Below are 13,373 nucleotides of genomic sequence, written 5' to 3'. Positions count from 1 at the left end.
TGCCGCGAGGGCACTATGGCGTACAACGAAGCAAATGCGCTTGACCTGGAGTCGACGCTGAAAACACATGCCCGTGAGCTGATCGAGACCCTGGAAATGGGCAATGTCAGCGGTGCGGTCCAGCTTATCCATGAATTGAACCAGGTCCGTGATCGCGGCCTGTACCAGGAAGTCGGCAAGCTCACCCGTGAGCTGCACAACGCCATCGTCAATTTCCAGATCGATCCGGCCTCGCCACATGCTCAGGAAGTGTCGCAGATTGCTGATGCGACGGACCGCTTGGGTTATGTGGTGAAAATGACCGAGAAGGCCGCCAATCGCACCATGGACCTGGTGGAAGAAAGCACGCCCCTGCTTGGCGAAATGAGCCAGGCTGCGCAAGGCCTGCGCAATGACTGGGGGCGCTTCATGCGCCGGGAAATGTCGGCCGAAGAATTTCGTGATCTGGCCAGGCGTGTCGAACAGTTCCTTGGCCAGAGTCAACACAATGCCGACCAGCTCAGTGCCAAGATGAACGATATCCTGCTGGCTCAGGACTATCAGGACCTGACCGGTCAGGTGATCAAGAAAGTCACCGCGCTGGTGGCCGACGTGGAGAACAGCTTGCTCAAACTGGTGTTGATGGCCAGTCACGTCGACCGTTTTGCCGGTATTCATCATGATCGTGAGCAGTTGCGCAGCGAACAAGCACAACAAAAAGAGCCTTCCCGGGGTGAAGGTCCGCAGATCCATGCCGATAAGCGTGAAGACGTGGTGTCCGGTCAGGACGACGTCGATGATCTGCTATCCAGTCTGGGATTCTAGGGAGCACCTGCATGAGCTTCGACGCCGATGAAGAAATCCTCCAGGACTTTCTGGTAGAGGCTGGCGAGATTCTCGAACACTTGTCCGAGCAACTGGTCGAGCTGGAAAGCCGTCCGGATGACATGGACCTGCTCAATGCCATTTTCCGCGGCTTCCACACGGTCAAGGGTGGCGCAGGCTTTCTCCAGCTCAATGCGCTGGTCGAGTGCTGCCACATTGCCGAGAACGTCTTCGACATCCTACGTAAGGGTGAACGCCGCGTAACCTCGGATCTGATGGACGTGGTCCTGCAGGCGCTGGATACGGTCAATGAGATGTTTAGCCAGGTGCGTGAGCGCTGCGAGCCAACCCCGGCGCATCCAGACCTCTTGGCGGCCTTGTCACGCCTGGCGCAGCCCGGCGGTGATGAGGATGTGGGCGAGACTGCCACTGTCGAGCCGGCTGAGGTTCCGGTCGAAGACGTTGCAGAAGTAGTCAGCGATGACGAGTTCGAGCAACTGCTGCAAGCGGCCGATGCTCCAAGCTCCCCGGCGCCAGCAAACGAGGTAGCAGCAGCGAGTAGCGACGAGATTACCGACGACGAGTTCGAGGCGCTGCTAGATCAGTTGCATGGCAAGGGACAGTTCGCTGTCGATAGCTCGGCGCCTGTTGCTGCACCCGTTGCCGCTGCTACCCCTGTTGCGCCAGCACCCGCTGCTGCCGTGGCAGGCGGTGACGAGATCACCGATGACGAGTTCGAGGCACTGCTTGATCAATTGCACGGCAAGGGCAAGTTTGTCGTTGACGAAGCGCCTGCTGCCCCTTCCGTTGCTCCGGCAGCTCCGCTAGCGGCATCCAGCCCTGCAGTGCCGGCAGGCGACAATATTACCGATGACGAATTCGAAGCCTTGCTAGATCAGTTGCATGGCAAGGGCAAGTTTGTGCCGCCGGCCGAAGCCGCTGAGCCAGCCAATGCCCAAGCTAGTGTCAGCGCGGCAAAGCCGGCGACAACATCGACCAAGCCAGAACCTGCCAAGCCAGCTGCCAGTAAGCCAGCGATTGCCCCGGTACCCGCTGCCGCCGCGCCCGCAGCTGCCCGGGCTGCTGCCCCGGCGGCTGCCGACAAGCCGGCCAGTGAAGCAGAGACCACCGTGCGGGTCGATACCGCACGGCTGGATGAAATCATGAACATGGTGGGTGAACTGGTTCTGGTGCGTAACCGGCTGGTGCGTCTTGGCCTGAACAGCGAAGACGAGGCCATGGCCAAGGCCGTGTCCAATCTGGATGTGGTGACGGCTGACTTGCAGACATCGGTCATGAAGACCCGCATGCAGCCCATCAAGAAAGTCTTTGGGCGTTTCCCTCGCCTGGTGCGTGATCTGGCGCGCAACCTGAAGAAGGAAATCAATCTGGAGCTGGTGGGTGAAGAAACCGACCTCGACAAGAACCTGGTCGAGGCTTTGGCTGATCCACTGGTGCACTTGGTGCGTAATGCTGTTGACCACGGTGTGGAAACACCGGAGGAACGCGAGGCGGCGGGCAAGCCTCGTACCGGTCGAGTGGTGTTGTCCGCGGAGCAGGAAGGCGATCACATTCTGCTGATGATCACTGACGACGGCAAAGGGATGGATGCGGATGTGCTGCGTGCCAAGGCCGTGGAGAAAGGCCTGCTGGACAAGGATGCTGCGGATCGGCTGAGTGATCTGGAGTGCTATAACCTGATCTTCGCTCCCGGTTTCTCCACCAAAACGGAGATTTCCGACGTGTCCGGGCGTGGCGTGGGCATGGATGTGGTGAAAACCAAAATTTCCCAGCTCAACGGCACGGTCAACGTGTTCTCGCAAAAAGGCCAGGGTTCGCGCATCGTCATCAAGGTGCCCTTGACGCTGGCAATCATGCCGACACTCATGGTCATGCTGGAAAATCAGGCTTTTGCCTTCCCGCTGGTCAATGTCAACGAGATCTTCCATCTCGATCTGTCGCGTACCAACGTGGTGGATGGCCAGGAAGTGGTGATCGTCCGTGACAAGGCGCTACCCCTGTTCTACCTCAAGCGTTGGCTGGTGCCGCATGCTTTCCAGGAAGATCAGCGCGAAGGTCATGTGGTGATCCTCACCGTAGGCAGCCAGCGTATCGGCTTCGTGGTCGACCAGTTGGTTGGCCAGGAGGAAGTCGTGATCAAGCCACTGGGCAAGATGCTGCAAGGCACGCCTGGCATGTCCGGCGCCACCATTACTGGCGACGGTCGTATCGCCCTGATCCTCGACGTACCGAGCATGCTCAAGCGCTACGCACGTCGAATCTGATTGTTTGGCAGTAGTGATGTCTGCTGCCTGTTAGGAGAGTGTATGGCTGTCAAGGTTCTGGTGGTGGACGACTCCGGTTTTTTCCGGCGTCGGGTGTCGGAAATCCTCGGTGCCGATCCCAATATCCAGGTTGTCGGCACCGCGACCAACGGTCGTGAAGCCATTGAGCAGGCCCAGGCGCTAAAGCCGGATGTCATCACCATGGATTACGAGATGCCGATGATGGACGGCATCACGGCAGTGAAGAACATCATGCAGCGCTGCCCGACCCCGGTACTGATGTTTTCCTCGCTTACCCACGAAGGCGCACGGGTAACGCTCGATGCCCTGGATGCCGGTGCGGTGGATTTTCTGCCGAAGAATTTCGAAGACATCTCGCGCAACCCGGAGAAGGTCAAGCAACTGCTCTGCGAGAAGATCCACACCATTGCCCGTAGCAATCGGCGCGCCAGTCAGCCGCAGCCTGCTGTGCCGAGCAGCGCGCCTGTCGTAGCGCCACGTCCGAGTGCAGCAAGCAGTGCCTCGCCAGGCAGTGTGCGTCAGAGCGCGTCGGTTGCCCCCGCAGCGACTAGCCCGGCACCCAAGCGCAAATCCTATCGGCTGGTGGCCATTGGGACCTCCACGGGGGGGCCGGTGGCCTTGCAACGCGTACTGACTCAGTTGCCGGCCAATTTTCCGGCGCCGATCCTGCTAATCCAACACATGCCGGCTGCCTTTACCAAGGCTTTTGCCGAGCGCCTCGACAAGCTCTGTCGAATTTCTGTCAAGGAAGCCGAGGATGGCGATGTGCTGCGCCCGGGGCTGGCTTTGTTGGCTCCCGGTGGCAAGCAGATGATGGTCGATGGCCGTGGCGTGGTGAAGATTCTGCCGGGTGATGAGCGCCTCAACTACAAGCCCTGCGTGGACATTACCTTTGGTTCGGCAGCCAAGTCCTATAACGACAAGGTTCTGGCCGTGGTGCTGACGGGTATGGGCGCCGATGGTCGTGAAGGAGCGCGCCTGCTCAAACAGAGTGGCAGCCAGGTGTGGGCGCAGGATGAGGCGAGTTGTGTCATCTATGGCATGCCCATGGCGGTGGTCAAGGCCAATCTGGCCGATGCGGTATACAGCCTGGATGACATCGGTCGGCACCTGGCCGAGGCCTGTATCTGATGGATGTGTTGAGCGTCATCGGGCTGGTGCTGGCCTTCGTGGCGATAGTCGGCGGCAACTTTCTCGAGGGCGGGCATGTCGGTTCACTGCTCAATGGCCCCGCGGCGCTTATTGTCGTGGGTGGGACACTGGGGGCGGCTTTTCTGCAAACGCCGGTTCCGGTGTTCAAACGTGCCTTGCAGGTGGTTGGCTGGATCTTCCTACCGCCGCGTATCAATCTGCTGGGCGGCATCGACAAGGTCGTCGGCTGGAGCATGACGGCGCGTAAGGAAGGCCTGCTGGGACTCGAACCGATTGCCGAAACCGAGCTGGACCCCTATGCGCGCAAGGGCTTGCAGTTGCTGGTCGATGGTGCCGAGCCGGAAGCGATTCGCAGCATCCTCGAAGTCGACCTGTATACCCAGGAGGCGCGTGACATCCAGGCGGCCAAGGTGTTCGAGTGTATGGGCGGCTATGCACCGACCATTGGCATCATCGGCGCGGTGATGGGTCTGATCCACGTCATGGGCAACCTGGCCGATCCCAGCCAGTTGGGCAGTGGCATTGCCGTGGCGTTTGTCGCCACCATCTATGGTGTCGGTATGGCCAACCTGCTGCTGCTGCCGATCGGCAACAAGCTAAAGGCGATTGCCCAGCGCCAGTCGCGCTACCGGGAAATGCTTCTGGAAGGGCTGTTGTCGATTGCCGAAGGCGAAAATCCGCGCTCCATCGAATTGAAGCTGCAGGGCTTCATTGGCTAGGAGAGCGAGCCATGGCGCGTCGCCGCATCGAAGAAGAACACGAAAACCATGAGCGTTGGCTGGTTTCTTACGCCGACTTCATTACCTTGCTGTTTGCCTTCTTTGTGGTGATGTATTCGATCTCCTCGATCAATGAGGGCAAGTACAAGATTCTTTCCGACTCGCTGGTGGGTGTGTTTAACCAGCCCGAACGCGCCATTCGGCCGATTCCCATTGGCGAGGAGCCGGCGGTGTTGCTCAACCCCGAGCAGGGCGAGCAGCAACAGCAGGGCACAGGCGCCCCTGACGCGCCCACAGACCCGCTGGTCAGCATTGCCGACAGCGTACGTGAAGCCTTTGGTGACCTGATCTCCAGTGACCAATTGACGGTGCGTGGCAACGAGTTATGGGTAGAGATCGAGCTGAACTCCAATCTGCTGTTTTCTAGTGGTGATGCCATTCCCAACGAGAACGGCTTCGTGCTCATCGATAAGGTCGCCAAGATTCTGGCGCCTTACGAGAACCCGGTGCACGTGGAGGGTTTTACCGATAACGTGCCGATCAGTACGGTGTTGTTTCCCAGCAACTGGGAGCTGTCTACTGCTCGTGCAGCCAGTATCGTGCGCCTGTTGGCGATGGACGGAGTTGATCCGTCACGCCTGGCTGCAGTGGGTTATGGCGAATTTCAGCCGGTAGCCGACAATGCCACGCCGGAAGGGCGAGCGCGTAATCGCCGGGTAGTGCTGGTGGTGTCACGCAATCTCGAAGTGCGCCGCAGTGTGAGTGGCGTAGGCAGTGGCAATGCCACTCCGGACGCGGCCTTGCAACGAGCTGGCACGCAACCTGCAAATGCTCCTGCAAGCTCTGCGCCTTAAGCGCAGTCCGTCAATTCCCTGTCATTCGCGGCCTGGCTGCGGTTGACCTGTGCAGGTCCGCTGCGGGCCGGCTGGAAGCGTACGATGAGAGTCTGGGCAGTTGCCAATCAGAAAGGTGGGGTCGGCAAGACCACTACGTCCATTGCCTTGGCGGGCTTGTTGGCCGATGCCGGCAAGCGCGTGTTGCTGGTCGATCTTGATCCGCATGGTTCGATGACCAGTTATTTCGGGCATGATCCCGACGCTTTGGAACATAGCTGTTTCGATCTGTTTCTCGACCACGGCCAGGTGGCTGAAGGGCTGCCGGCCAGCCTGTTGTTGCCGACCAGCCATGAGCGCATGGCCCTGCTGCCCTCCAGCACGGCGTTGGCAACCCTGGAGCGTCAGTCACCGGGGCAGAGTGGCCTGGGTCTGGTGATTGCCAAGAGTCTTGCGCAACTCTGGCAGCAATACGACTTTGCCATCATCGACAGCCCGCCGCTGCTTGGCGTGCTGATGGTCAATGCGTTGGCAGCCTGCCAGCAGCTGGTGATCCCGGTGCAGACCGAATTCCTCGCTGTCAAAGGCCTGGAGCGCATGGTCAGCACCTTGCAGATGATCAACCGTTCGCGCAAGCAGGCATTGCCCTACAGCATCGTGCCGACGCTGTTTGATCGGCGTACCCAGGCTTCTTTGCAGACCCTGCGTACATTGCGCAATGCCTATCCAGAACACTTGTGGCCTGCCTATATACCGGTGGATACGCGCCTGCGTGATGCCAGTCGGGCAGGACAGACCCCTTCGCAGTTCGATGCGAAAAGTCGCGGGGTGATTGCCTACCGAGCACTGCTCAAGCACCTGCTCAGCCAACAGGGTGTCACGCAGGTAGCCTGAGGGTTGGGCTCAAGAATCTCCACGGCATGGCCGATAGAGTGACTATTGAAGAAGGTTGGATGGCTTTATGAATCGTGTGCCGGTAACTGCCACCCGTCCGCAGCTGGCGTTGCAGAGTTATCTGGATGCCCTGCTGCAGGAGGCGGCGGTCGAGCTGGAGCAGGCCGAACTGGATGAGTTCCAGGCTGCCGTACTGGAGGAACAGGTGCGTGATGCGCGCCTGCTTGCCAGCGCGGCGCCGCTAGCCGAGCCCGTTGCGCGTATTGATCTGCCTGTTGCGCCTGTAGAGCCGCCCGCCGAGCCTCTGTCAGCGGCGTTGGCCGAGCCACTCGTCGAGGCTGCTGTCGAGGCGCCGGCTGTTCCGCCGCATAACCCCTTGTCCTTGGAGGGACGGCCGAGTTGGGGGGAGGAGGCTTTCGAATGCCTGCTGTTCGATGTGGCCGGTTTGACCCTGGCGGTGCCGTTGGTGTGCCTGGGCAGTATCTATCCGCTGGACGGACAGGAGCTGACCCCGTTGTTTGGCCAGCCTGAGTGGTTTCTCGGTATCCTGCCGTGTCAGGCAGGCAACCTGAAAGTGGTCGACACGGCCCGCTGGGTGATGCCGGAACGCTATCGTGAGGATTTCCGCGAAGGGCTACAGTACGTAATATCCGTGCAGGGTTACGAGTGGGGGCTGGCGGTGCATCAGGTCAGCCGTTCCATTCGCCTGGAGCCGGCACAGATCAAGTGGCGTGCGCAGCGTGCACAGCGGCCATGGCTGGCTGGCACGGTGATTGAACACATGTGTGCCTTGCTGGACGTTACCGCGCTGGCTGAGTTGATTGCCAGCGGTGCGGTCAAGCGCATGGCAACCTGAAGGTGACAAGCGGGCCGTGAGGCCGGCTATAGTGAATACAACAGTGGGATTGGTACCCACGTTCGCCGCTGCTGGCGGCTCAAGACGAGGCTAGGGAACATGAAGAAGAGTTCAGCACAAGGTTCCGAAGATCCCATCCTGCAGTGGGTGACTTTCCGCCTGGATAACGAAACCTACGGCATCAACGTGATGCAGGTGCAGGAAGTGCTGCGCTACACCGAGATTGCTCCGGTGCCGGGCGCGCCTAGCTATGTGCTGGGCATCATCAACCTGCGTGGCAACGTGGTGACGGTAATCGATACCCGCCAGCGCTTTGGCCTGGATTCTGCGCCGGTTACCGACAATACCCGCATCGTTATCATCGAGGCGGACAAGCAGGTGGTGGGCATCCTGGTCGACAGCGTGGCCGAGGTGGTCTACCTGCGCCAGTCGGAAGTGGAAACGGCACCGAATGTGGGGAACGACGAATCCGCCAAGTTCATCCAGGGCGTGTGCAACAAGAACGGCGAGCTGCTGATTCTGGTTGAACTCGACAAGATGATGAGCGAGGAAGAGTGGTCCGAGCTGGAGAGTATCTGAGTTGCTGGAAATGGCGCTGGGCGGCCTGCTGGTGCTGTGCGCCGGACTACTGGGGTTTTGCCTGTGGTTGGCCCGCCGCCTGCGTGAGCAGGCTGAACAGCAGCAGGTGCAGGCGCGTGGTTTTGAACAGCGCCTGCGCGAGCTGAACAAGCGCCTGGATACCTACCTGACCGGCAGCATCCGTATGGGTGAAGAACTCTATGAGTTGCGCCGGGTGGTAGCGCCGCTGCCGGAGAAACTCAACCAGATCGAGCAGCGCGATCCCAGTTCACTGTCCTTCACCCAGGCCGCGCGCCTAGTGGGCATGGGGGCCAGTGTCGATGACCTCACCCAGTCCTGCGGTCTGAGCAAGGCCGAGGCCGAGTTGATCAGCAGGCTGCATCAGGCCCCCCGCGGCTAGTGTTTTCCTGGGCATTCTGTTTGCCTGCTGTGCGGTTAAACGTCTTTCCTGCCGCCTGGCCCTGCCAGGCAGAGCAAACCGTCTTCCCCAGTGTCGCTGGCGGTGCCGCGAGGTGGCGGGCATTTGCCGCGCAAATGCCAGGCAAAGGCGATGATCTCGGCAATGGTGCGGTACAGCGCTTCGGGAATGGCCTCGCCCAGTTCCAGGCGAGCGAGCAGTTTGACCAGTTCGGCATTTTCGTAGATCGGTACTTCATATTCCCGGGCAATGGCGAGAATCGCCTCAGCCAGCTCGTCATCGCCCTTGGCGGTCAGATTCGGCGCAGTGCGTCCGTCGTAGCGCAGGGCAATGGCCTGGCGTGGTGCCTGATGCTTGCTCGTGCTCATGCGGTTTCATCCACCCAGCGATGACTGAGTTGTGTGCTTGCCCCCTGAGCTGGCATGCCGTGCCGGCAGGCCAGTTCGCCAACCTGTAGGCCGGCGGCCTTGAGGCGTTGGCGCAGGTGCTCCAGTTCCTGGTCGATCAGTGCAGCAGTGCTGGCCTGCTCGGCCCACAGTTGGCTGCTCAGGGTGCCACGCAGCAGCTGTGCCTGTACCTGCAAGGCGCCCAGTGGCGGCAGGTCGAAGGCCAGATCGAGCCGCCAGAGGCTTTCCCGTTCACTGGCTTTGTCAGGCTCCTCGTGCTGGACGCGCACCTGCACGGGCACGATGTCCTGCTGTTGGCGTACCGGCAGCTCCATTTGCCACGTGGTCAGCTGAGTGCCATCGGGCAGTGTCTGGTTTTGCGCCAGGCTGGCCAGTTGATGGCTCTGCAAACGGGATACCGCCGCCGCTGCGAGTTTTAGCAGGGTTTCCAGATCAGCTTCGCCTTCCATGTCCTGCAGCAGGCGCGTTGGCAGGGGAAAGCCTGCAGGCTGGCGAGTGCTGCTCTGGCCCAGAGCGCCCAGTGCCTGGCGGAAGAAGGCCGGCAGGGCCTGGCTACCCTGGCCCTGGCCGAGACTGAACGCCTGTGCCAGAGCCTGTTGCGGATTATGTGGCAGAAGCTGACCGAGCAGGCGTAGCAGATTGGCTTTGAAATCGTGTGGCAGCGTGCCGAGCTGGCCGCTCAACAAGCGGTTTTCCAGCAGGCTGCCGGCATTCTCCATGGCCTGGGCCAATTGCTTGGGGTTGCTCAACTGCTCCAGCTCGGGCAGGCCTGCGAATAATTGTCGCAGGCTCTGTTGCACGCCTTCCGGCAGGCCCTTGGCCTGTAGCAGGGCGGGTAGCGCCTTGAGTAGCGGTTGTAGTGAGACCTGGTTGGCCAGCTGGCCTTGCAGTTGTTGCTGTACAGCCAGCTGATCGAGCTGTTGGCTCAGCGGCAGGAACAGCAACTGCTGGCTGCCCTGAACCTGTGCGGTGAGCAGGCTGCCGTTGGGTAACGGTTGTGGTGAGTCGATCAGCAGCTGGCTTCCGGCCAGCGGTGTGTTGAGTAGGCTGAGCACGATTCGGAACTGTTGACGGCCTTGTGCGTCGAGCTGTGACTGGCTGTCGAGCACTTTGCCCTGCAACAGGCTGCCGGTCGGCAGTAAGTGCAGGTCGAGCTGTTGCAGCGCCTGACTGGTGGCACCTTGCGGGCGCAGACTGGCCTGGGTGGCGGATAGTGCGGTGAGCAGGACCTGCTCGCCGATCGGCAGGGGACGGCTGCTCTGCGCCTGCAGGGTACTGCTCTGGCCGTTGTCCAGTTGCAGGCGCAATACCAACTGGAAACTGTTGGCGGCCTCGCGAAGCTGGAGGACTTCCGCTTTGGCTGTCTGGCCCGCTTCGAGCAGTTGATCGAGTGGTTGCAGCAGACGTACTGCCAGCTCGACGCTGCCGACTGATGGGCGTAGCGGCGGGCTGGGTGGCGCGGCGCGGGTGCTGCTGATTTCCACCATGGCGGGTTACAACCTGTTGAAAATGCGTGCTTAGAGCGTTCCGGCGGCTGTGTATAATGCCGCTCACTTTGGCCGCCCAGGGTACGCCCAGTATAGCGGCCGTAGCACCCCCGACTTGAACCTTGACAGGCGCCGTGCCGTGACCAGTCCCTTCCTCGAAACCCAGTCACTTGCCTGCGAGCGCGACTGGCGTTTGCTCTTCGAGCATCTCGACCTGCAGTTGCTGCCCGGGCAAATGCTGCAGATCAGTGGTCCCAACGGCAGTGGTAAGACGAGCCTGCTGCGCCTGTTGTGCGGGCTGATGCAGCCCACGGCCGGGGAGATTCTCCTGCAGGGCCAGCCGCTGCATACCCAACGTCATGCCCTGGCGCGCAACCTGTTGTGGATTGGTCATGCCGCCGGTATCAAGGGGCTGCTGACCGCCGAGGAAAACCTCTTGTGGCTGAGCGCCCTGCACGTCACCCAGGACCGCGAGGCGATCTGGCAGGCGCTGGCCGCCGTGGGCCTGCGCGGTTTTGAGGATGTACCTTGCCATACCCTCTCCGCGGGCCAGCAGCGCCGCGTGGCATTGGCCCGACTGTACCTGCCGGCACCGCCCCTGTGGATTCTCGATGAGCCGTTCACGGCCCTCGACAAGCACGGTGTAGCCCAGTTGGAGCGCCATCTGGCGTCCCACTGCGAGCAGGGCGGGCTGGTCATTCTCACCACACACCACAACCTGCAGGACAAGCCGGCAGGTTACCGGGAACTTGATTTGGGACAGATCGCCGCATGAGTAACGTCTTTACCCTGTTGCTCAAGCGTGAGGCCCGGCTGCTGTGCCGGCGACCGGCTGAGCTGGCCAACCCGCTGGTGTTCTTTGCCATTGTGATTGCCCTGTTTCCCCTGGCCGTTGGCCCGGAGACCCAGTTGTTGCAGACCCTCTCGCCCGGACTGATCTGGGTGGCGGCACTGCTCGCTGTGTTGTTGTCGCTGGACGGCCTGTTCCGCAGTGATTTCGAAGATGGTTCGCTGGAGCAGTGGGTGGTGTCGCCACACCCCTTGCCTCTGCTGGTGCTGGCCAAGGTGTGCGCGCACTGGCTGTTTTCCGGGTTGGCGCTGGTTCTGCTGGCGCCCTTGTTGGCGCTGATGCTGGGCCTGCCAGGACGTTGCGTGCCGGTGCTGTTGCTGTCGCTGTTGCTGGGTACGCCGATTCTCAGTCTGCTCGGCGCGGTGGGGGCGGCGCTGACCGTGGGCCTCAAACGCGGTGGGTTGCTGTTGGCCTTGCTGATCCTGCCGCTGTACATCCCGGTGCTGATCCTCGGCAGTGGTGCCATGCAGGCCGCATTGCAGGGCTTGCCGGCGGTGGGGCAGTTGTTCTGGCTGGGTAGCCTGACGGCACTGGCGGTGACGTTGACCCCCTTTGCCATTGCGGCAGGGCTGACCATCAGTGTCGGTGAGTGAACCGCTCTGCGGGACGATGTGAATGAGGCATGAAGCGTGGGCTTCAGCCAGTAATTAGCGAGATGATGAGTCAGACCATGAATTGGACTTGGTTTCACAAGCTGGGCTCGCCCAAGTGGTTCTATGAAATCAGCAGCCTGTGGCTGCGCGGCCTGAGTGTCGCGGCAATCCTGCTGATTCTGGTTGGTACGGTCTGGGGGCTGGCCTTTGCGCCGCCGGATTACCAGCAGGGCAACAGCTTCCGCATCATCTACATCCACGTGCCCGCCGCCTTTCTTGCCCAGTCGTGCTACCTGATGATGGCCGTGGCAGGCCTGGTTGGCCTGGTCTGGAAAATGAAACTGGCCGATGTGGCGCTGCAGCAGGCAGCACCGATTGGCGCGTGGATGACCTTCATTGCCCTGTTGACCGGTGCCGTGTGGGGCAAGCCCACCTGGGGCGCCTGGTGGGTGTGGGATGCCCGGCTGACTTCCATGCTGATTCTGCTGTTCCTGTATTTCGGGGTGATTGCGCTGGGCCAGGCCATCACCAACCGTGACAGTGCCGCCAAGGCCTGTGCCGTGCTGGCGCTGGTGGGGGCGGTGAATATCCCGATCATCAAGTACTCGGTGGACTGGTGGAACACCCTGCACCAGCCTGCCACCTTCACCGTCACCGGCAAGGCCAGCATGGCGCCGGAAATGTGGCTGCCGCTGCTGCTGATGGTGCTGGGTTTCTACTGCTTCTTTGGTGCCGTGCTGCTGCTGCGCATGCGTCTGGAAGTGCTGCGCCGGGAAGCGCGCACCAGTTGGGTCAAGGCCGAGATGAGCCGCTTGCTGGAGAAGGTTCGATGAGTTTTGCCTCGTTTTCCGAGTTTCTCGCCATGGGCAGCCATGGCCCCTATGTCTGGTCCGCCTACGGCATCAGCTTCCTGGTGGTGCTGCTCAATGTGGCGCTGCCGCTGCTGGCGCGCCGTCGTTATCTGCAGGAAGAGGCGCGCCGTCTGCGCCGGGAGGGTGCGCAGTGAACCCGCAACGTAAGAAACGCCTGTTCATCGTCCTCGGCCTGCTCGCCGGTGTGGGCATCGCCGTGGCCTTGGCGCTGGTCGCCCTGCAGCAGAACATCAACCTGTTCTATTCGCCGACACAGATTGCCAATGGCGAAGCCCCTGCGCACACGCGCATCCGCGCCGGCGGCATGGTGGCGGAAGGTTCGGTACAGCGTTCGGCCGACTCGCTGGACGTGGCCTTTGTGGTCACCGACTACGCGGCCAATGTCACGGTGCGTTACCGCGGCATTCTTCCCGATCTGTTCCGTGAGGGGCAGGGCATTGTCGCGCTGGGCCGACTGAATGATGACGGTGAGTTGATTGCTGACGAAGTACTGGCCAAGCACGACGAAAACTACATGCCGCCGGAAGTGACCAAGGCACTCAACGAAAGCGGGCAGAGCAAGCCGGCCAAGGCCGCGGAGTATTGATGATGGCTTTTCAACTG

The 13,373-nt window shown here is 61.2% G+C and carries 16 protein-coding genes; 14 read left to right on the top strand and 2 right to left on the bottom strand.

All coding sequences use genetic code 11. The annotated features are described in order from the left end of the window. The first annotated feature begins 15 nt into the window (after nucleotides 1-15). The 9 genes from CFY91_RS07425 to CFY91_RS07385 all read left to right on the top strand — a co-directional run bounded on the left by CFY91_RS07425 (nucleotide 16) and on the right by CFY91_RS07385 (nucleotide 8,543). Nucleotides 16-804 carry a protein phosphatase CheZ gene (locus CFY91_RS07425; protein ID WP_093985716.1) on the top strand — a complete coding sequence of 263 codons (789 nt, stop codon included), beginning with the start codon at nucleotides 16-18 and terminating at the stop codon, nucleotides 802-804. A gap of 11 nt (nucleotides 805-815) precedes the next feature. Then, on the top strand, nucleotides 816-3,089 hold the full coding sequence (locus CFY91_RS07420; protein WP_093985715.1) for a chemotaxis protein CheA: 2,274 nt from the start codon (nucleotides 816-818) through the stop codon (nucleotides 3,087-3,089). 42 nt (nucleotides 3,090-3,131) lie between these two features. Then, nucleotides 3,132-4,241: a protein-glutamate methylesterase/protein-glutamine glutaminase gene (locus CFY91_RS07415; RefSeq protein WP_093985714.1), complete on the top strand. Its 1,110-nt coding sequence runs from the start codon at nucleotides 3,132-3,134 to the stop codon at nucleotides 4,239-4,241. Further along, on the top strand, nucleotides 4,241-4,981 hold the full coding sequence (locus CFY91_RS07410; protein ID WP_093985713.1) for a flagellar motor protein: 741 nt from the start codon (nucleotides 4,241-4,243) through the stop codon (nucleotides 4,979-4,981). Before CFY91_RS07415 ends, CFY91_RS07410 begins: the two co-directional genes overlap by 1 nt. An 11-nt stretch (nucleotides 4,982-4,992) precedes the next feature. Then, complete coding sequence (gene motD, locus CFY91_RS07405) at nucleotides 4,993-5,835, top strand: flagellar motor protein MotD (RefSeq protein WP_093985712.1); 843 nt, start codon at nucleotides 4,993-4,995, stop codon at nucleotides 5,833-5,835. Nucleotides 5,836-5,919: 84 nt separating this feature from the next. Continuing rightward, the gene (locus CFY91_RS07400) at nucleotides 5,920-6,708 is read left to right on the top strand and encodes a ParA family protein (RefSeq protein ID WP_093985711.1); all 789 of its coding nucleotides are present in this window, start codon (nucleotides 5,920-5,922) and stop codon (nucleotides 6,706-6,708) included. Nucleotides 6,709-6,775: 67 nt separating this feature from the next. Next, the gene (locus CFY91_RS07395) at nucleotides 6,776-7,564 is read left to right on the top strand and encodes a CheW domain-containing protein (protein ID WP_093985710.1); all 789 of its coding nucleotides are present in this window, start codon (nucleotides 6,776-6,778) and stop codon (nucleotides 7,562-7,564) included. 99 nt (nucleotides 7,565-7,663) lie between these two features. Continuing rightward, complete coding sequence (locus CFY91_RS07390) at nucleotides 7,664-8,143, top strand: chemotaxis protein CheW (RefSeq protein WP_093985709.1); 480 nt, start codon at nucleotides 7,664-7,666, stop codon at nucleotides 8,141-8,143. Between the two features lie 10 nt (nucleotides 8,144-8,153). Further along, on the top strand, nucleotides 8,154-8,543 hold the full coding sequence (locus CFY91_RS07385) for a DUF2802 domain-containing protein (protein WP_093985849.1): 390 nt from the start codon (nucleotides 8,154-8,156) through the stop codon (nucleotides 8,541-8,543). 35 nt (nucleotides 8,544-8,578) lie between these two features. Here the strand turns inward: CFY91_RS07385 and CFY91_RS07380 are convergent, their stop codons facing one another. Continuing rightward, the gene (locus CFY91_RS07380) at nucleotides 8,579-8,929 is read right to left on the bottom strand and encodes an EscU/YscU/HrcU family type III secretion system export apparatus switch protein (protein WP_093985708.1); all 351 of its coding nucleotides are present in this window, start codon (nucleotides 8,927-8,929) and stop codon (nucleotides 8,579-8,581) included. Beyond that, the gene (gene fliK, locus CFY91_RS07375) at nucleotides 8,926-10,455 is read right to left on the bottom strand and encodes a flagellar hook-length control protein FliK (RefSeq protein ID WP_093985707.1); all 1,530 of its coding nucleotides are present in this window, start codon (nucleotides 10,453-10,455) and stop codon (nucleotides 8,926-8,928) included. The genes CFY91_RS07380 and fliK overlap by 4 nt, the downstream gene beginning before the upstream one ends. A 139-nt stretch (nucleotides 10,456-10,594) precedes the next feature. Here fliK and ccmA point away from each other — a divergent pair, with 139 nt between their 5' ends. From ccmA to ccmE, 5 genes are all read left to right on the top strand, one after another. Beyond that, nucleotides 10,595-11,230, top strand: a complete 636-nt coding sequence (gene ccmA / locus CFY91_RS07370; RefSeq protein ID WP_093985706.1) for a cytochrome c biogenesis heme-transporting ATPase CcmA — start codon at nucleotides 10,595-10,597, stop codon at nucleotides 11,228-11,230. Further along, nucleotides 11,227-11,898 (top strand): heme exporter protein CcmB, encoded by a 672-nt coding sequence (gene ccmB / locus CFY91_RS07365; protein ID WP_093985705.1) that lies wholly within the window; start codon nucleotides 11,227-11,229, stop codon nucleotides 11,896-11,898. The genes ccmA and ccmB overlap by 4 nt, the downstream gene beginning before the upstream one ends. Nucleotides 11,899-11,975: 77 nt before the next feature. Continuing rightward, a complete protein-coding gene (locus CFY91_RS07360; RefSeq protein WP_093985704.1) occupies nucleotides 11,976-12,731 on the top strand; it encodes a heme ABC transporter permease in 756 nt (251 codons plus the stop codon). Then, nucleotides 12,728-12,904, top strand: coding sequence for a heme exporter protein CcmD (gene ccmD / locus CFY91_RS07355; protein ID WP_093985703.1), 177 nt, complete (start codon nucleotides 12,728-12,730; stop codon nucleotides 12,902-12,904). Before CFY91_RS07360 ends, ccmD begins: the two co-directional genes overlap by 4 nt. Then, nucleotides 12,901-13,356: a cytochrome c maturation protein CcmE gene (gene ccmE, locus CFY91_RS07350; protein WP_093985702.1), complete on the top strand. Its 456-nt coding sequence runs from the start codon at nucleotides 12,901-12,903 to the stop codon at nucleotides 13,354-13,356. The genes ccmD and ccmE overlap by 4 nt, the downstream gene beginning before the upstream one ends. The last annotated feature ends 17 nt before the right edge of the window (nucleotides 13,357-13,373 follow it).

The sequence above is a fragment of the Pseudomonas fluvialis genome, assembly GCF_002234375.1.
GTDB lineage: Bacteria > Pseudomonadota > Gammaproteobacteria > Pseudomonadales > Pseudomonadaceae > Aquipseudomonas > Aquipseudomonas fluvialis.
The sequence above is the reverse complement of the archived record's forward strand: the minus strand, read 5'-3'. Positions and strand labels throughout refer to the sequence as shown.